Here is a 22,720-nt window from a genome sequence, read left to right as displayed (position 1 = left end):
GTAAGAGGAAGCCTTCCGCAGCACAACCAAAACAAGAAAACCCGCGAGGTTCGGAGGGCGCGGCGCCCTCCGAGCGGGGTGCGGGGCGGCTGCCCCGCATCGGCGTCAGCCGATCACCCCTGCCTCAACCCTCGCCCTGTTCCAGCCGGTTCACCGCCCCCAGCACCGCCTTCAGCGATGCCGCGACGATGTTGCGGTCGAGCCCCGCACCCCACACCGTCCGGCCGTCGTGGTTCGCCACGCACACGTAGGCGGCGGCCTGGGCGTCGGAGCCGGAGCCGAGTGCGTGTTCGGTGTAGTCCTGCACCGTCACGTCCACGTCCAGGTTGGTGCGCAGGGCGTCGACCAGGGCGTCGATGGGGCCGGAGCCGTGGCCTTCCACCGTCTTTGCCACGTTGCCGTCCATCACGCGGGCGGTGATGGCGCGGTTGGCCTCCACGCCTTCGCCGACGGGCACGGTGCGGTGGTCGATGAAGCTGAAGCGGCCGGAGCCCTCGTACAGGTAGGTCTGCTCGAAGGCGCGCCAGATGAGGTCGCTTGTCTGCTCCTCGCCGGTCTTGTCGGCCAGCTGCTGGACGACCTTGGCGAACTCCACCTGCATACCGCGCGGGATCTTCAGGTCGAAGTCGCGTTCCAGGATGTGGGCGACGCCGCCCTTGCCCGACTGGCTGTTGACGCGGATCACGGCCTCATACGACCGGCCGATGTCGGCGGGGTCGATGGGCAGGTAGGGAACTTCCCACAGCGGCTGGTTGGTCTCGCGCATGGCCTTCAGGCCCTTGTTGATGGCGTCCTGGTGGCTGCCCGAGAAGGCGGTGAACACCAGTTCGCCGGCCCACGGGTGACGGACGTGGACGGGAATGCGGTTGCACTCCTCGGCCATCGCCACGATGCGCTTCATGTCGCTGAAATCGATACCGGGATCAACGCCTTGCGTGAACAGGTTCATGCCGAGCGTGATCAGGTCCACGTTGCCGGTGCGCTCGCCATTGCCGAACAGCGTGCCTTCCACGCGCTGGGCGCCGGCCATGACGGCCAGTTCCGCCGCCGCGACGGCGCAGCCGCGGTCGTTGTGCGGGTGGACGGAGATGATGGCGCAGTCGCGGTTGGGCAGGGCGCGGCAGAACCATTCCACCTGATCGGCGTGCACGTTGGGCGAGGACATTTCCACGGTGGCCGGCAGGTTGAGGATGACGCGCTTCTCGGGCGTCGGCTCCCACACGTCCATCACGGCCTTGCAGATGTCGACGGCGAAGTCCAGTTCGGTGCCGGTGAAGCTTTCCGGCGAGTACTGGTGGACGATCTCCTGCCCCCGCGCGCGGGCCTCGTCGGCGTAGCGCTTGACGATCTTCGCGCCCTTCACGGCCAGGGCGATGATGCCCTCGCGATCCGTGCGGAAGACGACGCGGCGCTGCAGTTCGGACGTGGAGTTGTAGAGGTGCACGATGGCGCGCGGGGCGCCCTGGATGGCCTCGAAGGTGCGCGCGATCAGTTCCTCGCGCGCCTGTGTCAGCACCTGGATGGTGACGTCGGCGGGGATGCGGCCCTCGTCGATGAGCAGGCGCAGGAAGTCGAAGTCGGTCTGCGAGGCGGCGGGGAAGCCCACCTCGATCTCCTTGAAGCCCATCTCGACCAGCAGGTTGAACATCTTCAGCTTGCGGTCGGTGCCCATGGGCTCGATGAGCGCCTGGTTGCCGTCGCGCAGGTCCACCGCGCACCAGATGGGCGGCCGGGAGATGGTGGCGTCCGGCCAGGTGCGGTCGGTGAGCTTGACGGGCTCGAACGGGCGGTATTTTACGGCGGGATCGACCTTCATCGTGCGTCTCTTTGTCTCAGTCGGCTGCGGCGAGGGACGGGTGCGGCGGGCACGCCGTCATGGATGCGCGGCGGGTTCCGGTCGTCGGCGCGCCGCGAAGCGCTCGGGGCCGACGACCGCCGCGCAGTCGCAACAACGCCAGCGCCCGCGCGAGACTGAAGGCGCGGGGCGATGCAGTGGCGGAGGTGTTCGGACTGTGGGGGATCATGGCTGCGGCGGTTCCTGGCCCTGGGTACTGCTTACACGTTCCGACCCGACGCCGCGCGGCGTCGGTCAGTTGGTAAGAAGCAGTAGGGCGAGGTCGCGAATCTGTGCCATGGGCTTATGGGTAGGGTGTTGGCGGGGCTGCGTCAAGGGCGGAAATGTCCCTTCGAAAACGAGGGATAAGTCTACCGCCCCTCCAGCCCCAGGTTCTCCCGCACCGCCAAGGCGATGTCGCGGGCGGCGTTCAGCGGCGGGTGGGTCCAGTCGATGAAGCCGCCGGTCAGGGGCTTGGCGTAGCCCAGGCGGTAGAGTTCCTGATGCAGGCGTTCGTGCTTGGGCGCGGCGAAACCCTGTGGTGCCCAGATGAACACCGGCCCCTGCGTCCCGCAGGCCTCCGAGCACATGGACACCGAATCCCCCGTCACCACCAGGGCGTCGGACAGCGACAGAAGGCCGAAATAGGGGTTCTCGCCGGGGCTGCCGACCTTGTAGAGCCACGTCGGCGGCGGCAACTCACGCTCCAGCACGTCCACCACATGCGCCGGCGTGCGGCGGCTGGTGGTGATCAGCAGCGTGCCGCCGGTCTCCGTCTGCAGGCCGCGCAGCTTGCCGGCCAGGTCGCGGGCCATGTCGGTGGTGAAAGGGCGGTTCTTGGTCGCCCCGCCCACCAGCACGCCGATGAAGGGGCGGGGATAGCCGTCGAAGCGGTCGCGCCAGGTCTCGGCCTCGCGGCCCAGGCGTTCGGGCGTCACGCGATGGGGCGCGCCGGTGATGCGCAGGACCGTCGGCAGAATGTCGTCGACCTTGTCGTGGCGGGGCACGGCGATCAGGTTGAACTCGCCCACCGCGCCGGGGGTGAGGCCCGCCGGGCGCATGACCTGCACCAGGAAGGCCCTCCCGCCGGCCTGGCGCTTGATCCACCGGGCCACCGGGGCAACACGGCGGCCGGCGCCGATGACGACCTCCGGCCAGGGCGCGGTCAGGCCCTTGATGCTGTCGTCCGTCAGCCCCAGCGTCGACGCCCCGCGCACGATGTTGGGCAGGGCGGCGAAGCGCGTGTAGCGGATGTCCTTGACCTCGTAGGGCAGGCCCAGCGCCTCCGCGACGCCGAGCGCCTGGTTCACGTTGCCGGCCCGGTCGTCGGCGAGCACCCAGACGGACGGCGCCACCATGCGCTTATTCCCCCTTGAAGGCGGGCTTGCGCTTGCCCTTGAAGGCGGCCATGCCCTCGGCATAGTCGGCGGTGTTCAGGAACGCGTAGCACTCCGCCAGTTCATCCTCGGTGACCGGTGCGGGGTCCAGCAGGCGGCGGACGAAACGCTTGTGCCAGGCATTCACGCGCGGTGCCCCGGCGGTGATGCGCTTGACCGTCTCCGACATCTCGGCGTCCATCATGTCGTCGGCGATGACGCGGTTCACCAGCCCCATGCGCAGGGCGTCGGGCGCGCCGATCACCTTGCCCTCCAGCAGGATTTCCAGCACGTTCGCCGGCCCGGCAAGGCGCATCAGGCCCTGGATTTCGGGGTAGGCCATGACGACGGAAATGCGGTTGATGGGCACGCCGAAGCGGGCAGCCTCGTTGCAGATGCGGATGTCGGCCATGGCGGCCAGCTCCAGTCCGCCGCCGACGCAGGCGCCCTCGATCCGCGCAATGACGGGTTGGCGGCATTCGCGCACCGCCTTCAGGGCCTTGCGCATGACGTCGTCGTAGTCGCGGGCCTGCTCGGGCGTCGCGCGCACGGTTTCGAACTCTCCGATGTCCGCGCCCGCCGCGAAGGCCTTTCCGGCGCCGGTCAGCACGATGCAGCGCACGGTGTCGTCGGCGTCAAGCTCGGCGAAGGCGTCCGCCAGCCCCTTCCACATGGGCAGGTCCATGGCGTTCAGCTTCTCGGGCTTGTTGAGCATCACGGTGGCGAGGCTGCCGTCGCGCTCCACGGCGATGACGTCGGACATTGGTGCGGGTTCCCCTTTTTCACGAGCCGGCGCGGGCCGGTTTCAACGTTGTCTGCCGTCCGGTTTACCCTTAAACAGGGGCTCTCCAAAGCCTTTTTCCCGAAGAGAGCCGCCGCCATGGACGCCGCATCCCGCACGCCAGCCCAGAAAGAGGCCGGACTGGCCGTCGCCCGCATCCTGCTGGAGATCGAGGCCGTGAATTTCCGGCCCGAGGAGCCCTACATCCTCACCTCCGGCCGAGCGAGCCCCGTCTACATCGACTGCCGCAAGGTCATCGCCTTCCCGCGCGCCCGCCGCCGCATCGTGGAACTGGCGCGCGAATGCATCGAGCGCGAGATCGGCACCGAAAGCCTGACCCACATCGCGGGCGGCGAGACGGCCGGCATCCCCTATGCCGCCTGGATCGCCGACGCCTTCATGCTGCCCATGCTGTACGTGCGCAAGAAGCCCAAGGGGTTCGGCCGCATGGCTCAGATCGAGGGTGAGCTGAAGCCCGGCGGAAAGGTGCTGCTGGTGGAAGATCTGGCGACCGACGGCGGATCGAAGGTCGTCTTCGCCGATGCCATCCGCAAGGCCGAGGCCGAGTGCGCCCACACCTTCGTGCCATTCTTCTACGGCATTATTCCGGGCGCGGAAGAAGACATGCTCAAGCAGGGCATCCGGCTTCACTACCTGGCCAACTGGTGGGACGTGCTGGAGGTCGCCGCCGAGCAGAAGCGCTTCGACATCGCCTCGCTGGACGAGGTGCGGGCCTTTTTCGACGATCCCATCGGCTGGTCGCGCGCCCACGGCGGCAAGGAGGAGTGATCCACGGCAGCGGGAAGGTCTGTAGGGCGTTTCATGAGTGACACCGGGCGACACACGAAGTCGTAGACTCGTCGCCCGGCAAGGCCGACTGGCCGCCGCGCCTTCTGGCGCGTGAGGCTGCATGCCGCCTGAACGCAGCGTCGATGATTCCAATCATCGACGCGTATATGAGCCCATCCTTCCCCGCCGTCAGGAGACCCCCCTCAGCCATGAAGAATGGCGACATGGGCGAACAGCCCGAGGAAACCAAGACCGGCGAACCGTCCAAGGCTGAGCGTGCCCGGCTGACGGCGTCGGCCATCTACCAGATCATCCGGTCCGATGGTGAGTCAGAGCTTCGGCGGCCCGTGGTGTCGCTGTGGTGGTCGGGCTTCGCCGCCGGCATCGCCATCAGCATGTCGGTCGTCAGCGAGGGCCTGCTGTACCAGCATGTGCCGCAGGGCCCATGGCACCACGCCATCGCCAGCCTGGGCTACACAATCGGCTTCGTGATCGTGGTGATCGGCCGGCTGCAACTGTTCACCGAGAACACCATCACCGCCGTCCTGCCCGTCTTTGCCCGCACCACGCCCAACGCCCTGCGCGCCACGGCGCGGCTGTGGACGGTGGTCTTCGTCGCCAACATGGTGGGCACGGCCTTTGCCGTCTTCATCGCCGTGTTCGGCGGCCTGGCCTCGCCCGAGCAACTGGACGCCTTCACCAAGGTGTCGGCGCCCATCCTGGAGCATGGATGGGGAGAAACCGTGCGCAGGGGCGTGACGGCCGGCTTCATCATCGCGGCGGTGGTGTGGCTGCTGCCCAACTCGCGCGGGTTCGAGATCTGGATCGTGGTGCTTCTGACCTACATGATCGCGCTGGGCGGCTATTCCCATGTCATTGCCGGCGCGACGGAGGCCTTCCACCTGTGGGCCGTCGGCGAAGCGGACGCCGTGAAGGTGGTGTCGTTCATATCGGCCGCCTTCATCGGCAACGTGATCGGCGGAACCGGGCTGTTCTCGCTGCTCGCATACGGGCAGGTGAAGAAGGAGCTGAAGGGCGAGATGGATTGAGCCGCCGCCGCGAAAGGGGGCGCCCCACCGATCGGGGCGCCCCGGCCAAGGTGCAGATGCAGCTGGCGGCCTACATCATGCCTTCCACGGTGTTGAAGCCCAGCACCTTCCAGGCCTGCATGCCGCCGCGGTAGTAGTTGATCTTTTCCGGCGGGTAGCCTTCGCGGACCATGGCCTTGATCGCCATGGGCGACTGGCCGCACCACAGGCCGTTGCAGTACAGCGCCACGTCCTTGGCGTTCTCGCAGTTCCAGCCCGAGTCGCCCTTCTCGCAGCCCAGTTCGTCCAGGCGCGAGGCGACCTCGGTGTAGGGAATGTTGACGGAGCCGGGAATGGTCTCCTTCACATGCCAGTCGAGCGTCCGGGCGTCGATCACCATGGCGTCGGGGTCACGCATGAGGTCGACCATCTCCAACTCGCCGATGGTTTTCACGCCCGGCGCGGCCTCCATGGGCTGGATGCAGAACGGCGGGCACTTGCGCGAGGTCATGGCGTAGTAGCCGGTGATCTCGTTTTCCTGGTCCTGGATGCGTTTGACGGTAATCGGGCCGTCCGGGCCCTCCACCTGGAATTCCAGCAGGTCACCGGTGATGCGGACTTCGTCCTCGGCGGCGGCCGGCGCGGCGAACGCGAGCAGGCCCGCCATGGCGATGGCGATGAAGCGCATGGTGAACGTCTCCCTGATCGTGTGGATCGTTTTTTTCTAATTTAGAAGTCCACTGTACAGACAAGCGAAAGCGTCAGGAAGGGGAAATCCGGGACGCCGGCGCCGGGAAAAAAGGAGGGGTGCCGCCCCCGGCGACACCCCTTTCGGCATTTTGCCGGCCGGCCCCTCATGCGGTGCAGGGAGCGCCGAACGTGGTGCGGACGCGCTGGATTTCGTAGGGCTGCCCGCCCGCCAAGATGTCGCCGTTCTCGATGGTGATCGGCGTGCCGTCGTACAGCGTCAGCGAGAACGCCGCGCCCGTCTCCGCCAGGCACAGCGACTGCTCCTGCAGGACCGTCAGCGCGATACGCTCGCCCAGAATGATGGACTCCGTATAGTCGCTGCGCCAGTGAACGCCGGCGGCGTTGCGGCCGATGGAGATGTTGGCTGCCAACTTGTTCAACTCGCCGCCAACGGTCATGGCCAGCAGATCGCCGCCCAGATAGGGCTCCAGGGCATCGCCGAGCGCGTTGGCCTGGACCGCGTTCTGTATGGGCTGGTCCTCGGCGAAGAAGGCCTTGAGGATGGTGACGCAGGCACCGGCGACCGTCGCATGGCCGGCGCCATAGGCGGGATGGGTCGGCGATCCCTCGGGGAACGCCATGGGCAGCAGTTCGCGGCCGTCAAAGGGTTCGAGCGCGGCCTCCAGCGGTCCGGTGATGGAAATGCCGAAGTTGCGGCCCTTGTGGATCTGCGCGTAGATGCGGCCGCCGAATTCTTCCGGCCGCATGCGGCGGTGGACGTACCATTTCTGGAACCACACCGCCTTCAGCGCCCGCGTGGCGATCTCGGTCACCAGGCTCAGGATGTGTGGCCCGCCCAGGGTCCCAAACCCCTGCTGCTTGTCGGCGGCGCCATACCCGAGCCCCGGTTTCAGCGGGAACTCATTGGGGTTGCTGACCATGATCAGCGCCGCATTCAGATAGGCCTCGTAAAGCTGGTCGAAGTGCACATAGGTCGCCAGGTCGCGCAGGCACGACAGGTAGCGCCGTTCGTTCAGCGCCTTGTAGCCGGGATACACATCCGTGCCGTTCTGCACGTCCAGCCACGACTGCCAGTCGGTCATGTAGTCCTTGCCGCGCGGGGCGGCGCGGTTGCGCTGCTGGATGTCGAGTGTGCCGTAAGGAATGTCACGCAGCAGGAACTGCGAGATGTAGGGGCCGGCGTGATCGCCGCCGGTCAGCCCGCGGAACAGCGACCGCGACGTCAACGTGGTGCAGACGGTCGGCGGCTTGGACGGATGCTCCAGCGCCTGGGCGGCACGCATGATCTCGACGCTGTTGTCCCAGGCGGTGAAGGGCACGTCGCGCAGGTGCGCCATCCAGTAGAGTTCAGCCATCTCCCAGTCGCGCTCGGCCACCGACCCGGCGGTATGTCCCGGAGGCTGCGGAATCGAGAAGTCGTGGGCATCGGCCCCCTGCAGGTCGAACGCCATGCCGGCCAGGGGGTTGACCATCTTGCGGCCGCCGGCCAGGCCCCCGAGCACGGTCTCCACATGCTGGTAGGGTGATGCCTGCGGACCGCCCCAGGCAATCCGCCCGGTCGCCTGGCCGAACACCATGCCCGTGCGCAGGTCCCGGAGCATGGCCGCGAAGGTGCGGTACCGGTCGGGGTCCAGGACGCCCTCGCTGTCGCGGCCGGTCAGCCCCTTGGTGAAGCGCCAGGTCGCGAGGTCATCCGGTGCGGGATCGGCCTCGTAATCGTGGTCGTGCGGCGCCCGGCCATGGGCCATGGCCGCGCCTCTCTCGCGCAGGTCGCGTGCGTCGTCGTGACGGGTGGACGCCGCCGGACCCTGTCCCTGTTGCGGCATCTGCTTGACGTCTTCAGGCATGATACTGCCTCCGTGTCCCACGAGTTGTCGTGATTGGTCAGGCCGCGTTCGGCTGGGTCGGCGGCGTGTCCTTTTGCGGGCCGCTGCGGACGCTGACGCGGTTCTTCGCTGCGACGCGGCCGTAGATGGCCATCAGCGCGCCGGCCCCCTGAGCGACGGCAAGGAGGGCGTCCACGAGGCCGCCCCGGGTCTCATCGTCGAGTTGCAGTTGCGGGTTGATCGCCTGGAGGATGGTCGCGCCAAGGGCGACGATGCCGCCCCACACGGCCCGCGACTGCCACCACGGTTTCGTCTGTTCGTCCATGACCCGTCTCCTTGCCGTGCCAAGGTTCAGTCAAGCCGCCCGATGTAAATCCACATCGCTATTGGCGTGGCCGTTCACAGGTTTTTTTGCGGCCTTTACGTCTTTTCCTGCCGATTACTCGAACAAGAGCATCTTCCGGTAATAATGTACCGACAGCCACAGGCATCACGGTAATGCGCAAACAGCGCATGCGTGCACGCGATAGGAATCGGTGGAGGGTCGGTCCTGCGGCGCACCGCCTTCGCGCCGGAATTAGGACCCGGGACCGAAAGACCGTCCGCGACTCGGGATTACGAGCATCCTGGCGCCCTCGAACCGTTCCGGGAGCCGCCCGTGCGGAGCCCGCAGGGCGCTGCCCGGGCGCCGGCGGCTCCTCCGACGGTGGTAGGTGTTTCCGTACCGCCGCCGTCTGGCCCGGATCACAAATGCGAGAGCAGGCGCGCCTCGCCGAACGACCGGCCCGGCAAAGGAAAAGGGCGTCCGCGAGACCACGGACGCCCTTTGCTCTTCCGGTATGAGCCTGCGCGCTAGACTGCCTTGGAATGCCGCTGCTCGCCGGCCTTCAGGTACTGGTCGAACTTTGCGGCCACGGCGCGCACCAGCGGGCGGCCGTCGTCGGTGACGCGCAGGTGCCAGTCGGTGCGGATGAGCACGCCGTCGTCCTCCAGGTCCTTCATGGCCTCGATCTCGGGCGTGAAGTGCGACGGGTCGACACCATGCGGCGCGCAGACGGCGGCCAGGTCGACCTCCAGGTCGCACATCAGGCGCTCGATCACGTCGCGGCGCAGGCGGTCTTCGTCGTCGATGCCCCGGCCGCGCGCCGTCGGCAGCAGGCCGTCGTGCACCATGCGCTGGTAGGCGTGGATGCCGCCGTCGTTCACCACATACCCCTGCGGCAGCCAGCCGATGCCGGATGCGCCGAAGCCCAGAAGGGTCGTCGCCGTGTCGGTGGTGTAGCCCTGGAAGTTGCGGTGCAGGGTGTGGTTGGCCAGGGCTTCGGCCATCTCGTCGTCGGGCGCGGCGAAGTGGTCCAGGCCGACGGCGACGTATCCGTGCTCCTTCAGGCGGTCCTGGGCGGCCTCGTACTGGCTCCAGCGCTCGCCCATGCCGGGCAGGGCCTCGTCGGGGATGAGCGTCTGGTGCTTGCGCATCCAGGGCACGTGGGCATAGCCGAACAGGCTGATGCGCCGGGGCTTCAGCGTGATGGCCTGGTCGATGGTCTCCACCACGCTGTCGGTGGTCTGGTAGGGCAGGCCGTAGATCAGGTCCATGTTGAGTTCGCTGATGCCGTGCTTGCGCAAGAGGCTCGCGATCTCGGCCACCAGGTCGTAGGGCTGGACGCGGTTCACCGCCTCCTGGACCTTTAGGTTGAAGTCCTGCACGCCCAGACTGGCGCGGGTGACGCCGGCCTCGCGCATGGCGATGATGTAGTCCTCGTCGGCGGTGCGGGGGTCCAGCTCGATGGCGACCTCGGCCTCGGGCGTCAGGTCGAAGTGCTCGCGCACCTTGTCCATGACGCGCTTGAAGTCCTCGCCCGTCAGGATGGACGGCGTGCCGCCGCCGAAGTGCACGTGCTTGGCCTTGAAGCGGCCGGGCAGCTTCGATGCCACCAGGTCCACCTCGGCCAGCAGGGCCTCCAGGTAGACGGCGATGGGGTCGTAGCGCTTGGTGATCTTGGTGTGGCAGCCGCAGAACCAGCACATCTCCGCGCAGTAGGCGATGTGGAAGTAGAGCGACAACTCGGTGTCGAGAGGCAACTCCTTCAGCCACGCGCCGTAGGTCTCGCCCGTCACCTGCGGGGTGAAATGGGGCGCGGTGGGGTACGACGTGTAGCGCGGCAGCCGCAGGTCGTACTTCTCGACGAGATCGTGTCGCATGGGTCCTCTTGTGTTTCCACCTGTTTTTGGCGGTGGTGCCGGCGTTGGCATCCCGCTACCGTGCGGCTAGTCTAGCGCGTCGTCAACCGGAGGGGCCATGCCTCGTTTCGCCGCCAACCTGTCCACGCTGTTCACCGACCTGCCCCTGCCCGAGCGGATCACCGCCGCGAAGGAGGTGGGATTCAAGGGCGTGGAAATCCAGTTTCCCTACCACGTGGATGCCGCCCGGCTGGCCGACATGGTCGCCTGCGCGGAACTATCGATGGTTCTATTTAATGCCCCGCCCGGCGATTGGGAAGCCGGGGAGCGCGGACTGGCCGCCGTGCCGGGCCGCGAGCAGGAGTTCCGCGACGGGCTGGAACTGGCTCTGCACTACGCAGAGTTGCTCGACTGCCCGCGCCTGCACGTCATGGCCGGCATCGTCGACGAGGACGACATCGACGCCGCCTTCGACACCTATGTCGCCAACCTGGCCTATGCCGCCGACGAGGCGCTGGCCCAGGACGTGAAGATCCTGATCGAGCCGATCAATCCCGTGGACATGCCCGGCTACTTCATGACCCGGCCCGAGGATGCCCTGACGGTGCTGGAGGCGGTCGACCACAAGAACCTGTACCTGCAGTACGACCTGTACCACGCCCAGATGGTGCAGGGCGGCCTGACGGATTTCCTGGAGGCCAACATGGCGCGCATCGCGCACATGCAGGTCGCCAGCGTTCCCGGCCGGCACGAGCCCGACGCGAACTCGGAGATCAACTACCGCTACCTGTTCAATCTGATCGACGCGCACGGCTACAACGGCTGGATCGGCTGCGAGTACAAGCCGCGCATCAACACCCGCACCGGCTTGCGTTGGGCAAAAGAATGGGGCATTGGCTAGACCTTTGGGGGTAGGCGGTATACCCTGCCGCTGGCACGCACCCGGTGCCGTGGGAAGGGTTCAGGAGAAGCCGCATCGTGTCTCCAGCGCGTAACACAGCTCAGGCAAAACCCGCGAAGGCGCCCTCCGGCGGCCGGCCGTCGTCGGCCTCGGCGGGGTCGGAGCGCCGCGCCTGTCCGGAACTGCGCCAGCGTGCGCAGAAGGGCTACGAGGCGCTGTTCAAGCTGTTGGAAAAGGCCGGTCGCCAGGACTTCATCCAGTCGCTGGGCGAGCGCCGCCGAGTCGACGACGTGCTGGGCGACCTGCCCGAAACCGTGCCGGCGCTTTTGAACATGGTCTGGGAGCTGCGCGAATCGCCGCAGTTCAGGCCGTTCTTCCTCGCCAAGGACGGCGGTGGAGAGGCCGTCGTGCAGGACCGCCAGACCCCCATCGCCCCCTGCGGCCGCACCTACAACGAGGTGATGCGCGCCCACCTCATGGGGGCGACGCGCATCTACCTCGACCGCATGGAACGGGCGTGGGCGGAGAAGGAGGCCAAGCGCGAGGCCAAGCGCCACGCCAAGGAGGAAGCGCAGGAGCGCAAGTCCATCGGCGGCCGCATCTCGGTGGCGACGCGCAAGCTGATCTCGGGCGAAAAAACCTTCGACGCCCGTGAATTCCGCGAGTACTACCCCGGTCACGGCGTCTACCTGATCATCAAGCCGCACCTGCGCGAGGAATGGCAGTTCTCCATGGTGCGCGCCTATGCCCGCCTGCGCGCCGCCCAGGCGGAGGCGCTGGGCGGCCTGCTGCGCTTCTTCCGCACGCCCGAGGAACTGGAACCCGTGCTGGCGCTCAAGAGCGCCGACATCTCGGTGCTGCGCGGCGTCAGCCGGGCCTATGCGGAAACGCGCCTCGGCGTGCCGGTGGCCAAGCCGGGCCAGCGCGGCAAGATCACCCAGGCCCAGCAGCGCAAGCTCGACGAGATGGAGCCCGAGATCGCCGCCCTGGAGAGCCGCACCTTCGAAAGCCTGGTGACCGAACACGCCACCGGCCTGAAGGAGGTCCTCAAGCAGGGTGCGAACGTCGACGCCACCATCCGCCGCCTGACCCCCATTTTCGGCGACGGGCTGTGGACCCTGTTTGACGAGCCCGAGCGGCTGCGCAACGTCATGAACGTGCCCGAACATGTGGCGCCGGCGCTCGGCCACCTGACGCAGCACATCCCGCCGCCGGTCAGCCGCGTGCTGGAGCAGATCAACAACCGCGAGCTTGGCCGCGACATCATGGTGTTCGCCGCCGAGGAGTTCCCCGACGAGGAAACCTTCGCGCGCATCTGCAACGACCCCAAGCGCCTGAAGATCTGGCAGACCATCCCGGCCAAGTTCAACAACAGCTTCAACTACCAGGCCGATGCCCAGTCGGGCCAGGGCAGCATCAAGAACGCCGAGGACCTGCGCATGGTCTGCGCCGGCCTGTTCGAGTCGCTGCGCAAGGGCGAGCTGGAAAAGCTGGGGTAGGGCGGTTCTGTCCTGCCGGGGTGCGGCGAGGCCACCAAGACACCAAGGCAGCAAGACAGCGCGCGAAGGCGCGCCATCATCACTCCGTTTGCCGTCTTGTCCCGGTTTGCGGAGGTTGATGATGATTAAGTCATCGAGGGAGCGCGAGGGAGCCCGTGGCTCCCTCGCATTCACTTCCGGCGCAGCCGGAAAGCCTTGGTGTCTTGATGCCTTGGTGTTTCACATCGATCGGCAGCCGCTGAAGCCGCAGCATAGGACGTCAACACCCCGCCAGGAACGGCCCGTTCTCACACCGCCGCGAAGGCGTTCTCCACCACCTTTTGGCGCTGCTCGCCCAGGCCGTCGATGCCGAGGCGCATTTCGTCGCCCTGCTTGAGGTAGCGTTTGTGCCCCATGCCGGTGCCCGCCGGCGTGCCGGTCAGGATCACGTCGCCCGGCATCAGCGTGAAGAAGCGGCTGAGGTAGCTGATCAGATGGGCGACGCCGAACACCATGTCGCGCGTGGAACCGTCCTGCATGCGCTCGCCGTTGACCTCCAGCCACACCCCCAGGTCTTGCGGGTCGTCGATCTCGTCGGGCGTCACCAGCCAGGGGCCCAGCGGGCAGAAACCGGGGCAGCTTTTGCCCTTGATCCACTGGCCGCCGCGGTCGAACTGGTAGGTGCGCTCGGACACGTCGTTGCCCACGCAGAAACCCGCCACATGGTCCAGCGCATCCCGCTCGCGCGCGCCGTTGCAGGGCTTGCCGATGACGATGCCCAGTTCCGCCTCCCAGTCGGTGCGCAGCGAGCCGCGCGGCAGGGGCAGGGGATCGTCGGGGCCGGACAGGGCGCTGGTGTGCTTGTTGAAGACGATGGGTTCGGTCGGCTCGGGCGAGCCGGTCTCGGCGGCGTGGTCCCGATAGTTCAGCCCGATGCACAGGATGTTGCCCACGCCCGCCACCGGCGGGCCCAGCCGGGCGGCATCGGCGGCGGCCACGGCCGGCAGCGACCCCGCGTCGGCGGCGGCGGCGCGCAGGCGGGTCCAGTCGTCGGCGGTCATCAGGGCTGGGGTGATGTCGTCCACCAGGGCGGACAGGTCGCGGATCGTGCCCGTGGTGTCGAGCAGTCCGGGCTTTTCGGCGCCGCGCGGGCCGAATCGCAACAATTTCATGCAGGCGTCTCCTGGTCGGCGAACCGGTGTCGGGCGCGCACTATAGCAGCGCCCGCCCCCCGACCGGAAGACGACCATGGACCTAAGACGGCGGGGTCACCAACCCTTCAGGTCAGGGCCTCCAGTTCCGCGTCCGACAGGTCTCCGGGGACGATGGTGACGGGAATGCGCAGCTTGCCGGCGTTCTTGCCGGTCAGCGACTGCACCAGCGGCCCCGGTCCCTCGCCGTTGGCGGCCACGCCCAGGACGAGGATGGATATCTCGTCATCCTCTTCGATCAGCTTGAACAGCTGTTCCTTCAGGCTGCCCTCGCGGACGATCAGTTCGGGGCGCTCGCCCGAGCAGGCATGGACCGTGGCGGCCACTTGCTGAAGGCGCCGCTCGGCGTCCTCGCGGGCTTCCTCGGCCATCAGGTTGCCGACGAACATCCAGTGGCCGCCGTCCACCGGCTCCACCACCGACAGCAGCGCCACGCGGCCGCCGGAGCGGGCGGCGCGGCGGGCGGCAAAGCGGGCGGCGGCGGTCATTTCGGGGCTGTCGTCGACCACCACCAGAAAGGCCCGGCGGCCCTGCGGCTTGCTGGCGAGGGTCGTCCGGCCATCGACCGGATCGGCCTCCGGCGCCGATGGGGGCGGGGCCTCGCGGGACGGAAAGAAGCGGCCACCGCCCAGGGCGGCCCATTGCGCGATCTGCATTGCGGTTCCTCCCGGCAGTCGGGCCGAATTCTTTTGCGTCGGCTCCGCTCGTGCTCGGCCTCCATCATGGCAACGGAATCAGGCCAAGACAAACAGAGAGGGCCGCATCCACGCCCATTGCTCGATTGTTGCAGCGCAAGGAGGTACAGCTACACCGGAAGACCGCCGCACCGGTGCGGCTATGGGGCCGTTCAGGCCGTCGGCGGCAGGCCCAGGCTGTAGAGATCGGCGGGCCGAGTCACCAGGTCGAACAGCAGCTTTCCGGCTACCGCCAGCACGATCAGCGCCAGCATGCTGCGCATCTGCTCGGCGTTGAGCTTATAGCCGATGCGCGCGCCGAACTGGGCGCCGACCACTCCTCCCGCCAGCAGGATCACCGCCAGAACGGCGTCCACGGCGTGGTTGGCGCTGGCCTGCAGCCAGGTGACGTTCGCCGCGACGAAGATGATCTGGAACAGCGACGTTCCGACGACCACGGCGGTCGGCATCTCCAGCAGGTAGATCATGGCGGGCACCATGATGAAGCCGCCGCCCACACCCATGATGGCCGACAGGATGCCGACGAAGGCGCCGATGGCAAAGGGCGGGATGACGCTGATGTAAAGCCGCGAGCGCCGGAAGCGGACCTTGAACGGCATGTTCTGGCCCCAGGCGTGGCGGTGCATCTTGCGGCTCTTGGGGCGTCGCCCGCCGCGCCGCCGGCGGATCTGCTGCAGGCTTTCGAACAGCATGAGGCCGCCGATGATCCCCAGCATGACGACGTAGAGGATCTGCACCACCAGTTCCACCTGGCCGACCTGGCGCAGCAGCGCGAACAGCCACACACCGAGGGTGGAGCCGGCCAGGCCGCCCAGCAGCAGGACCATGCCCATTTTCACGTCGACGTTGCCGCGCCGCCAGTGGGCCAGCACGCCCGAAACCGAGGCGCCGACCACCTGGTTGGCGCCGGTGCCGACGGCGACGGTGGGGGGGATGCCCAGGAAAATGAGCAGGGGGGTCAGCAGGAAACCGCCGCCCACGCCGAACATGCCCGACAACACCCCCACAAGGCCGCCGACTCCGAACAGGAGCAGGACGTTCTCGGTCAGGTTGGCGACGGGAAGGTAGATGTCCATGAAGGGCGGTTCGGCGGCGGCGCGTCAGTGTTCGGGGAAGCGCGCCGACCGACGCGCTGCCGCAACGCTATCGCGTCCGGCCCACGGAAGAAAGAGGCAGATGCAAGTCATTCGCCGGATTCCAGGGCACCGCCGGATCGGTACCAGTTGATGATGCCGCCTTCCAGGCGGTTGATGTCGCCCTGAAAGCCCGAGGCCTTGAGCGCCGAGGCCGCCGTGCCGCAGCGCACGCCGCTGGCGCAGTGCAGGACCAGGTGCTTGTCCGCCGGCACCTCGGGCAGGGCGGCGGGATCGAAGCGCGACAACGGCACCATCCGGGCGCCGGGAATGTGGGCCTGCGCGAACTCGTGCGGCTCGCGCACGTCGACGATGACGGCCGAGCCTTCGTCGATCCAGGTCTTCACTTCCTCGGGCGTGGTCATGCGAACCGTGGTCATGGGGCGCGGGGTCCTCTCTCGCGTCTGGGGGCGGAAACGATTGCGTCAGCGGAAGAATGGGGGCGCGGCGCCGTCGGGACAAGGGGCTTGACGGTCGCATGCCGGCGTCAGGCGCGGTCGGGCGGTGGTGCCGGGCGGGGCTCGGCCAGAACGAAGACCAGCGCCAGGGCCGCGAAAGCCAGGCCGGCCACCATCACCGTCCCGGCCGCGCCCATGCGCGGCAGGGCCAGCATGTCGGCCGTCAGCGTGCCGCCGAACCCGCCCAGCGTGCCGCTGGCCAGCATGGCGCCCAGCGCCGGGCCGCGCGCCAGCGGGCGTTCGTCCACCGCCAGCTTGAGCAGCATGGCGAGCGCGGCACCGGCGCACAGGCTGGGCGGCAGCAGCAGGGCCAGGGAAAGGACGACGGGCTGCGCCTCGGGCGCCAGTGCCATGGCCTCCACCGTCCGCATGGCGGTCTGCGGCAGGGCTGCGGCTCCCACCGTGGTCACGGCCGCTGCGCCCAGCGCCGCCGCCAGGCGCCGCAGGGTGCCGCGCAGCGTGGACAGAGGGCCCGACAGCCATCCGCCCAGCCACACGCCTGCGGCCAGCCCCAACAGGACGCTTCCGGCCTCCGCCGGCCAGCGCGGGTCGCCCGACGCCGCCAACAGCCACGATCCGGCGCAGGCGATGGCAGCGACGGCCCCGCCGCCCAGCGCCAGGGCCACGGCGTAAAGGCCCATCCGCAGGCCGCTGCCGCGGACGGACAGGTTGTCGTCGGGAAAGCCGTCTCGGGGCATCGGCCGGCGCCTCTGGCTCGGGATGACGGGGCGGTGGTGGCGGCGCGCGTCGTGGCGAAGGCGCGGCGGTACGTCGCGGGCCGGCACGGCCCTTCGCCGGTGTTTCGCGGGTGCGCTCCGGCTTCTATTATGGGACGGCCTGCCCGCCCTTGCAAAAGAAGAGGAGTCCCGGCCATGACCGACACCGCCGCCGACACGCTGCTGGACGTGCGCGGCCTGCAATGCCCGCTGCCCGTCCTGCGGGCCAAGAAGGCGCTGAACGCCCTGGCGTCCGGCCAACTGCTGGAGGTTCACGCCACGGACCCCGGCGCGGTGCCGGACTTCAAAAGCCTTTGTGCCCAGACCGGGCACGTGCTGGAGCGCCAGTGGGAGGACGGCGAGGTGTTCGGCTTCCTGATCCGCAAAAGTTGAAAATTTTAGACAAATCCCTCTCTTCCGGGTTGGTTGCCCCTGGCCCCCGGTTTAAGATGCCGCCGGCGACTCGGGCCGGAGTGAGGGAGGGGAGGACACCGCCATGCCGTCCATGATGATCGCGCAGATCACCGACACGCACGTCCAGGCGGCGCCGGAGCACGAGCCGGGCGGCGATTCGTCGGCGCGGCTGCTCAAGGTGGTGCGGGCGCTCAATGCCGCGTCGCCGGCTCCCGACCTTGTGCTTGTGACCGGCGATCTGGTCAACGACGGCGGCCCGGCGGACTACGACCACCTGCGCGGCATCCTGTCGCACTTGCAGGTGCCGTATTTCGTCATTCCCGGCAACCATGACGACCGCGAGGCCCTGCGCGCCGCGTTCGGCCAGGACGGCTATCTGCCGGAAAGCGGCTATCTGCAGTATGCGGTGGATGGGTTTCCGGTGCGGCTCGTGGGCCTGGATACCCTGCGCGAGGGCCACGACGGCGGGCGGTTGTGCCTGGACCGGCTGTACTGGCTGGAACGCACGCTGGAGGAGGCGCGGGGCGTCCCCACCGTGCTGTTCATGCACCATGTCCCCTTCCTGACAGGCCTCGCACCCTTCGACCGCAGCCCCATGGAGGGGGCGGACGCGCTGGCGTCCGTCCTGTCTGGCAACCCGCAGGTGGAGCGGGTGCTGTGCGGCCACCTGCACAGGCCGGTGACGACCCGCTGGCACGGCGTCACGGTCACCGCCGCGCCCTCGACCTCCTTCGAGATCGCCCTCGACCTTCGCGAGGGGGCGGACTTCCGTCTGGTTCCGGCGGCGGCCCCGGGCTTTCAGATGCACATGTGGACGAAGACGGGCGGGCTGGTGACGCACACGGCGACGGTTTGATCCCGGACGTTGGGAAGTCCCTGACGGGAGAGATGCAGGATGGCCGGCAGCGGATGTGGATTCCTGCTTTCGCAGGAATGACGGTCATTTTTGTGTTTTAAAACAATAGCTTAAGTAAAATCCTTCGTCCCTGCGAAAGCAGGGACCCACACGCTCCGTCAGCCGCCCTTGCGACTCCTCTGGTGGCGACCGGGCACTGCGAACCAGTCGATGGCCTTACCGCACCACCGACCCGGCGTCTTCGTCCCAGCGCCAGGGCGGGGCGTCGTTGGCGAGGTCGACGGCGCCGACCCAGTGCTCCGGCGGGTTCCAGTCCAGCCAGTCGCCCATGCCGGCCAACAGGGCCTCGCCCTGTCGGGTGGGTGCGAGGCGGCCGGTATCATCGCGCCGCAGCGCCGGGCGCGGCGCAACCTCCAGGCGGCGCAGCACGGCGTTGAACATGGCGTCGCCCAGGAAGGGCTGCGGGTCGATCTGCTGCACCGCCTGGAACAGGTCGCGATCCGACGACGGGCGGAAGGCGGCGGCGCGCAGGGCCAGGCGCTCGGTCAGGCTGAGGCCGTCGCGGGTCCACGGCAGCTCCTGAAGATGGCGCCGCAGGGCCGCCGACAGGAAGGGCAGGTGGGTCGAGCCCGCCTCGGCCAGCATCTGCACCTCTTCCGGGTCGGGCGAGCGGAAGGCGGCCCAGGCGTCTGAGGCCGCGCGCAGCATGGCCGCGTCCACCGGCACGGCGGTTTCCGTCAGGGCGGCGAGCTGGGTCGGCGTCAACTGGCCGAGGCCGATGAAGCGGTCCGTGACCTCGGGATGCCGGTCGATGGTAACCAGCGACACCTCGGACCCCGCCTTGGGCGGGTTGCGGCGCAGCCAGGACAGGACACGGATCAGCACGGTCTGGTCGTACAGGTCGTGCTCGAACCACAGCACCAGGCTGTCGCGCTCCCGCGCGGCCTTCAGGCCTTCCCACTCGGCCTTGAGCTTGCGGATGGCCTCGCCCAGCGGCATCCCGTATTCGCGGGTGATGAAGTGGGCGCGGCGTTCGATCAGGGCGTCGCCAGAATCGACCATGCCCGGCGGCAGCGGACCCTGGCACACGGGATCGGAGAACTCCAGGTAGTCGCCGGGCACCCCGCCGAGGGCCAGGGCTTCCCGGATGTCCGATCCGCAGCGGATGTGCAACGTGTCCGGCGTGATCATGCCCACGCCTCCGGTTCAGTTGAAAACGAGGCGTGGGACGGTCGTTGCGCCGACGGCGCGACCGTCCCACCTCGCATACCCTAGCGGATACTTCCCCCTGCTGGAAAGAGGGCAAATAAATCAGGGGTTACTGCACCGCGGCATTCAACCTTTCGTCGTAGATGGGAGTAAGTATTCCGTCCGCGTCGAAAAATTGTCCTGGATACTTTTATTTTTTGGCCTTGGCCTTGGCGAAGGCCTCCGCCAGAGCGCCACCGAAGGCGCCGGCATCCTGCTGCGGCCGAGTGCCCCCGCCGCCGCCATTGCCGCGCTTGGGGCCGCCCTTGCCGCCGGGCTTGCCGGGGCCGCCGCGTCCGCCGCGCGCGTCCGGGGACGGCTTGGCGGCCCCGCCGCCCGGACGGCTGTCGGCGCCCGGCTGGTCGGACAGGCGCATGGTCAGGCTGATGCGCTTGCGCGGCAGGTCGACCTCCAGCACCTTCACCTTCACGATGTCGCCTGGCTTCACCACTTCGCGCGGGTCCTTGACGAAGCGGTCGGCGAGCGCGGAGACGTGCACCAGCCCGTCCTGGTGCACCCCGATGTCCACGAAGGCGCCGAAGTTGGCGACGTTGGACACCACGCCCTCCAGCAGCATGCCGGGCTTGAGGTCCTTCATCTCCTCCACGCCTTCCTTGAACTCGGCGGTCTTGAATTCGGGGCGCGGGTCGCGGCCGGGCTTTTCCAGTTCCTTCAGGATGTCGGAGACGGTGGGCACGCCGAACGTCTCGTCGGTGAAGCGCTCCGGGTCCAGCGAGCGCAGCAGCTTGACGTTGCCGATGAGCTGGTCGATGGGCGTGCCCGTCGCCTCGATGATCCGGCGCACGACGGGGTAGGCTTCCGGGTGCACGGCCGATCGGTCCAGCGGGTCGCCGCCGTCGGTGATGCGCAGGAAGCCGGCCGCCTGCTCGAAGGCCTTGGGGCCCAGGCGCGGCACGTCCTTCAACTGCTTGCGCTGACGGAAGGCGCCGTTCTCGTCGCGCCAGGCGACGATGTTGCGCGCCAGGCTCTCGCCCAGGCCGGAGACCCGGGCGAGCAGCGGCACCGAGGCGGTGTTGATGTCCACGCCGACGCCGTTAACGCAGTCTTCCACCACGCTGTCGAGCGACCGGGCCAGCTTGCCCTGGCCGACGTCGTGCTGGTACTGGCCGACCCCGATGCTCTTGGGGTCGATCTTCACCAGTTCCGCCAGCGGGTCCTGCAGGCGGCGGCCGATGGAGACCGCACCGCGCAGGGACACGTCCAGGTCGGGAAATTCCTTGGCGGCGAACTCGCTGGCCGAATAGACCGAGGCGCCGGCCTCGGACACCATGACCTTGGTGACCTTCAGCGCCGGGTAGTTGCGGATGAGGTCGGCGACCAGGCGGTCGGTCTCGCGGCTGGCGGTGCCGTTGCCGATGGCGACCAGCTCCACCCCGTGCTTCTGGCACAGCGCGGCGATGACGGCGAGGCTCTGATCCCACTGGCGCTTGGGCTCGTGCGGGTAGATGGTCGCCGTGTCCATCAGCTTGCCGGTGGCGTCGACGACGGCCACCTTGACGCCCGTGCGGAAGCCGGGGTCAAGCGCCAGCGTCGGGCGCATGCCGCCCGGGGCGGCCAGCAGCAGGTCACGCAGGTTGTTGGCGAAGACCTTGATGGCTTCTTCTTCCGCCGCCTCGAACAGGCGGCCGGTCAGGTCCAGCTCGATGTGCAGGCTCATCTTAACGCGCCAGGCCCAGCGGGCGCATTCGGTGAGCCACGCATCGGCCGGGCGGCCCTGGTCGACGATGCCGAAGCGGCGCGCCACCTTGTCCTCGAAGTGCGACCGCCCGGGGCCGCCGTCCTCGGGGTCCACCGACAGGGTCAGCGACAGGAACTCTTCCTTGCGGCCGCGGAACATGGCGAGCGCCCGGTGCGAGGGGATCTTGTGGATCGGCTCGCCCCAGTCAAAGTAGTCGGAGAACTTGGCGCCCTCCTGCTCCTTGCCCTCGACCACGCGGGCCTTGAGGCGCGCGGTGCTCCAGACCTCTTCACGCAGGGAGCCCACAAGCTCGGCGTCCTCGGCGAAGCGCTCCATGAGGATCTGCTTGGCGCCCTCCAGCGCGGCCTTGGTGTCGGCGACGCCCTTTTCGGCGTCCACGAAGCCGGCGGCCACCGTTTCCGGGTCCTGCGAGGGGTCGGCGAGCAGCCCGTCGGCCAGCGGCTCCAGCCCCTGTTCGCGGGCGATCATGGCCTTGGTGCGGCGCTTGGGACGGTAGGGGAGGTAGAGGTCCTCCAGCCGCGCCTTGCTGTCGGCCTCGTCGATCTGCTTGCGCAGCGCGTCGGTCAGCTTGCCCTGTTCGTCGATGGACTTGAGGATGGCGCCGCGCCGATCCTCCATCTCGCGCAGGTAGCGCAGGCGCTCGTCCAGGGTGCGCAGCTGCGTGTCGTCGAGTCCGCCGGTCACCTCTTTCCGGTAACGGGCGACGAAGGGCACGGTGGCGCCGCCGTCGAGCAGTTCGATGGTGGCGGCCACCTGGGCCTCGCGGATGCCGAGGTCGGTGGCGATGGTCTGGGCGATGGATCGGCTCACGCGCGCACTCTCTGTTCTGTCCAGGACGCGAAGGGTGGAAGCGCGCTGTGTAGCCGAGCAGGCGGGCAAAAACCAGTCTTGACCTTGGCCGCGGGGAGGGCATCAGGCCAAAGGCGGCACGGCCTCGGCCAGCACGTCCACCACCGTCGGTCGATTTTCATGCAGCGCCGGCCGGGCGGTGGCCTCGATGCCGAGCAGCCCGGCGACGACTTCCTGCACGAACAGGGGCTCCACCGGCTTGCCCAGGACGGCGGCGGCGCCCGCGTACAGCGCCCGCTCGCGAATGCCGGCCTGGCCGCTGACGATGACCACCGGAACGGCCTCGCAGCCGGGCAGCAGCCGCAGAGCGTCGATGAGGGTCGCCCCATCCAGGGCGGGCATCCGGTAGTCGGCCACCACCAGATCGACACCGCCCTTGGCGCAGACGGCCAGCAGGTCGATGGGGTCCTGGTAGGCCTCGACCGCCACGTCGGGCAGTCGGGTCAAAAGGTGCTTGAGCAGCAGAGCGCTGACGAGGCTGTCGTCGACGACGGCGATGCGATGCACGGCGTGTC

The 22,720-nt window shown here is 68.3% G+C and carries 21 protein-coding genes; 6 read left to right on the top strand and 15 right to left on the bottom strand.

The window, feature by feature from the left end:
- Positions 1 to 124: 124 nt before the first annotated feature.
- The 3 genes from leuA to C882_RS17790 all read right to left on the bottom strand — a co-directional run bounded on the left by leuA (position 125) and on the right by C882_RS17790 (position 3,973).
- The gene (gene leuA, locus C882_RS17800) at positions 125 to 1,816 is read right to left on the bottom strand and encodes a 2-isopropylmalate synthase (RefSeq protein WP_009542054.1); all 1,692 of its coding nucleotides are present in this window, start codon (positions 1,814 to 1,816) and stop codon (positions 125 to 127) included.
- A 389-nt stretch (positions 1,817 to 2,205) separates the two neighbouring features.
- Positions 2,206 to 3,192 (bottom strand): mitochondrial fission ELM1 family protein, encoded by a 987-nt coding sequence (locus C882_RS17795; protein WP_009542053.1) that lies wholly within the window; start codon positions 3,190 to 3,192, stop codon positions 2,206 to 2,208.
- Positions 3,193 to 3,196: 4 nt separating this feature from the next.
- A complete protein-coding gene (locus tag C882_RS17790; protein WP_009542052.1) occupies positions 3,197 to 3,973 on the bottom strand; it encodes an enoyl-CoA hydratase/isomerase family protein in 777 nt (258 codons plus the stop codon).
- A 117-nt stretch (positions 3,974 to 4,090) separates the two neighbouring features.
- Here C882_RS17790 and C882_RS17785 point away from each other — a divergent pair, with 117 nt between their 5' ends.
- Both C882_RS17785 and C882_RS17780 read left to right on the top strand, forming a co-directional pair.
- A complete protein-coding gene (locus C882_RS17785) occupies positions 4,091 to 4,780 on the top strand; it encodes an orotate phosphoribosyltransferase (RefSeq protein ID WP_009542051.1) in 690 nt (229 codons plus the stop codon).
- 209 nt (positions 4,781 to 4,989) lie between these two features.
- On the top strand, positions 4,990 to 5,829 hold the full coding sequence (locus tag C882_RS17780) for a formate/nitrite transporter family protein (RefSeq protein ID WP_009542050.1): 840 nt from the start codon (positions 4,990 to 4,992) through the stop codon (positions 5,827 to 5,829).
- A gap of 70 nt (positions 5,830 to 5,899) precedes the next feature.
- Here C882_RS17780 and C882_RS17775 read toward each other — a convergent pair whose 3' ends face one another.
- The 4 genes from C882_RS17775 to hemN form a co-directional block, all read right to left on the bottom strand.
- Positions 5,900 to 6,496, bottom strand: coding sequence for a rhodanese-like domain-containing protein (locus tag C882_RS17775; protein WP_009542049.1), 597 nt, complete (start codon positions 6,494 to 6,496; stop codon positions 5,900 to 5,902).
- A gap of 166 nt (positions 6,497 to 6,662) precedes the next feature.
- Positions 6,663 to 8,366, bottom strand: a complete 1,704-nt coding sequence (locus C882_RS17770) for a vanadium-dependent haloperoxidase (protein ID WP_009542048.1) — start codon at positions 8,364 to 8,366, stop codon at positions 6,663 to 6,665.
- Between the two features lie 37 nt (positions 8,367 to 8,403).
- Positions 8,404 to 8,670, bottom strand: a complete 267-nt coding sequence (locus C882_RS17765; protein ID WP_009542047.1) for a hypothetical protein — start codon at positions 8,668 to 8,670, stop codon at positions 8,404 to 8,406.
- A gap of 527 nt (positions 8,671 to 9,197) precedes the next feature.
- On the bottom strand, positions 9,198 to 10,547 hold the full coding sequence (hemN, locus tag C882_RS17760; RefSeq protein ID WP_009542045.1) for an oxygen-independent coproporphyrinogen III oxidase: 1,350 nt from the start codon (positions 10,545 to 10,547) through the stop codon (positions 9,198 to 9,200).
- A gap of 97 nt (positions 10,548 to 10,644) precedes the next feature.
- Here hemN and otnI point away from each other — a divergent pair, with 97 nt between their 5' ends.
- Together otnI and C882_RS17750 are read left to right on the top strand one after the other, a co-directional pair.
- Complete coding sequence (gene otnI, locus C882_RS17755; protein ID WP_009542044.1) at positions 10,645 to 11,427, top strand: 2-oxo-tetronate isomerase; 783 nt, start codon at positions 10,645 to 10,647, stop codon at positions 11,425 to 11,427.
- 77 nt (positions 11,428 to 11,504) lie between these two features.
- Positions 11,505 to 12,926, top strand: a complete 1,422-nt coding sequence (locus tag C882_RS17750) for a hypothetical protein (protein ID WP_009542043.1) — start codon at positions 11,505 to 11,507, stop codon at positions 12,924 to 12,926.
- 287 nt (positions 12,927 to 13,213) lie between these two features.
- Here C882_RS17750 and C882_RS17745 read toward each other — a convergent pair whose 3' ends face one another.
- The 5 genes from C882_RS17745 to C882_RS17725 form a co-directional block, all read right to left on the bottom strand.
- Positions 13,214 to 14,077, bottom strand: coding sequence for a fumarylacetoacetate hydrolase family protein (locus tag C882_RS17745; RefSeq protein ID WP_009542042.1), 864 nt, complete (start codon positions 14,075 to 14,077; stop codon positions 13,214 to 13,216).
- Between the two features lie 107 nt (positions 14,078 to 14,184).
- Positions 14,185 to 14,772 carry a universal stress protein gene (locus tag C882_RS17740; protein ID WP_009542041.1) on the bottom strand — a complete coding sequence of 196 codons (588 nt, stop codon included), beginning with the start codon at positions 14,770 to 14,772 and terminating at the stop codon, positions 14,185 to 14,187.
- 191 nt (positions 14,773 to 14,963) lie between these two features.
- On the bottom strand, positions 14,964 to 15,887 hold the full coding sequence (locus C882_RS17735; RefSeq protein WP_009542040.1) for a sulfite exporter TauE/SafE family protein: 924 nt from the start codon (positions 15,885 to 15,887) through the stop codon (positions 14,964 to 14,966).
- Between the two features lie 107 nt (positions 15,888 to 15,994).
- On the bottom strand, positions 15,995 to 16,324 hold the full coding sequence (locus C882_RS17730) for a rhodanese-like domain-containing protein (RefSeq protein ID WP_009542039.1): 330 nt from the start codon (positions 16,322 to 16,324) through the stop codon (positions 15,995 to 15,997).
- Positions 16,325 to 16,431: 107 nt separating this feature from the next.
- Positions 16,432 to 17,100: a fused MFS/spermidine synthase gene (locus tag C882_RS17725; protein WP_009542038.1), complete on the bottom strand. Its 669-nt coding sequence runs from the start codon at positions 17,098 to 17,100 to the stop codon at positions 16,432 to 16,434.
- Positions 17,101 to 17,274: 174 nt separating this feature from the next.
- Here C882_RS17725 and C882_RS17720 point away from each other — a divergent pair, with 174 nt between their 5' ends.
- Both C882_RS17720 and C882_RS17715 read left to right on the top strand, forming a co-directional pair.
- On the top strand, positions 17,275 to 17,511 hold the full coding sequence (locus C882_RS17720; RefSeq protein WP_009542037.1) for a sulfurtransferase TusA family protein: 237 nt from the start codon (positions 17,275 to 17,277) through the stop codon (positions 17,509 to 17,511).
- Between the two features lie 103 nt (positions 17,512 to 17,614).
- Positions 17,615 to 18,388 carry a phosphodiesterase gene (locus C882_RS17715; RefSeq protein WP_009542036.1) on the top strand — a complete coding sequence of 258 codons (774 nt, stop codon included), beginning with the start codon at positions 17,615 to 17,617 and terminating at the stop codon, positions 18,386 to 18,388.
- 216 nt (positions 18,389 to 18,604) lie between these two features.
- Here C882_RS17715 and C882_RS17710 read toward each other — a convergent pair whose 3' ends face one another.
- The 3 genes from C882_RS17710 to C882_RS17700 form a co-directional block, all read right to left on the bottom strand.
- On the bottom strand, positions 18,605 to 19,579 hold the full coding sequence (locus tag C882_RS17710; RefSeq protein ID WP_009542035.1) for a DUF1835 domain-containing protein: 975 nt from the start codon (positions 19,577 to 19,579) through the stop codon (positions 18,605 to 18,607).
- 208 nt (positions 19,580 to 19,787) lie between these two features.
- Positions 19,788 to 22,166 (bottom strand): Tex family protein, encoded by a 2,379-nt coding sequence (locus C882_RS17705; protein ID WP_009542034.1) that lies wholly within the window; start codon positions 22,164 to 22,166, stop codon positions 19,788 to 19,790.
- Positions 22,167 to 22,268: 102 nt separating this feature from the next.
- A complete protein-coding gene (locus C882_RS17700; protein ID WP_009542033.1) occupies positions 22,269 to 22,712 on the bottom strand; it encodes a response regulator in 444 nt (147 codons plus the stop codon).
- Between the last annotated feature and the right edge of the window lie 8 nt (positions 22,713 to 22,720).

The organism is Caenispirillum salinarum AK4, assembly GCF_000315795.1.
GTDB lineage: Bacteria > Pseudomonadota > Alphaproteobacteria > Rhodospirillales > Rhodospirillaceae > Caenispirillum > Caenispirillum salinarum.
Note: the sequence above shows the minus strand (reverse complement) of the source record. Positions and strands in the feature narration are given on the sequence as shown.

What these genes read in the sequence shown, in the direction of transcription:
- otnI (WP_009542044.1), top strand. Translation starts at nt 10,645, where the DNA reads ATGCCTCGTTTCGCCGCCAACCTGTCCACGCTGTTCACCGACCTGCCC.
- C882_RS17725 (WP_009542038.1), bottom strand. Translation starts at nt 17,100, where the DNA reads ATGCCCCGAGACGGCTTTCCCGACGACAACCTGTCCGTCCGCGGCAGC.
- C882_RS17735 (WP_009542040.1), bottom strand. Translation starts at nt 15,887, where the DNA reads ATGGACATCTACCTTCCCGTCGCCAACCTGACCGAGAACGTCCTGCTC.
- C882_RS17795 (WP_009542053.1), bottom strand. Translation starts at nt 3,192, where the DNA reads ATGGTGGCGCCGTCCGTCTGGGTGCTCGCCGACGACCGGGCCGGCAAC.
- C882_RS17740 (WP_009542041.1), bottom strand. Translation starts at nt 14,772, where the DNA reads ATGCAGATCGCGCAATGGGCCGCCCTGGGCGGTGGCCGCTTCTTTCCG.
- C882_RS17770 (WP_009542048.1), bottom strand. Translation starts at nt 8,366, where the DNA reads ATGCCTGAAGACGTCAAGCAGATGCCGCAACAGGGACAGGGTCCGGCG.
- C882_RS17745 (WP_009542042.1), bottom strand. Translation starts at nt 14,077, where the DNA reads ATGAAATTGTTGCGATTCGGCCCGCGCGGCGCCGAAAAGCCCGGACTG.
- C882_RS17780 (WP_009542050.1), top strand. Translation starts at nt 4,990, where the DNA reads ATGAAGAATGGCGACATGGGCGAACAGCCCGAGGAAACCAAGACCGGC.
- C882_RS17775 (WP_009542049.1), bottom strand. Translation starts at nt 6,496, where the DNA reads ATGCGCTTCATCGCCATCGCCATGGCGGGCCTGCTCGCGTTCGCCGCG.
- C882_RS17710 (WP_009542035.1), bottom strand. Translation starts at nt 19,579, where the DNA reads ATGATCACGCCGGACACGTTGCACATCCGCTGCGGATCGGACATCCGG.
- C882_RS17785 (WP_009542051.1), top strand. Translation starts at nt 4,091, where the DNA reads ATGGACGCCGCATCCCGCACGCCAGCCCAGAAAGAGGCCGGACTGGCC.
- C882_RS17715 (WP_009542036.1), top strand. Translation starts at nt 17,615, where the DNA reads ATGCCGTCCATGATGATCGCGCAGATCACCGACACGCACGTCCAGGCG.
- hemN (WP_009542045.1), bottom strand. Translation starts at nt 10,547, where the DNA reads ATGCGACACGATCTCGTCGAGAAGTACGACCTGCGGCTGCCGCGCTAC.
- C882_RS17730 (WP_009542039.1), bottom strand. Translation starts at nt 16,324, where the DNA reads ATGACCACGGTTCGCATGACCACGCCCGAGGAAGTGAAGACCTGGATC.
- C882_RS17790 (WP_009542052.1), bottom strand. Translation starts at nt 3,973, where the DNA reads ATGTCCGACGTCATCGCCGTGGAGCGCGACGGCAGCCTCGCCACCGTG.
- leuA (WP_009542054.1), bottom strand. Translation starts at nt 1,816, where the DNA reads ATGAAGGTCGATCCCGCCGTAAAATACCGCCCGTTCGAGCCCGTCAAG.
- C882_RS17720 (WP_009542037.1), top strand. Translation starts at nt 17,275, where the DNA reads ATGACCGACACCGCCGCCGACACGCTGCTGGACGTGCGCGGCCTGCAA.
- C882_RS17765 (WP_009542047.1), bottom strand. Translation starts at nt 8,670, where the DNA reads ATGGACGAACAGACGAAACCGTGGTGGCAGTCGCGGGCCGTGTGGGGC.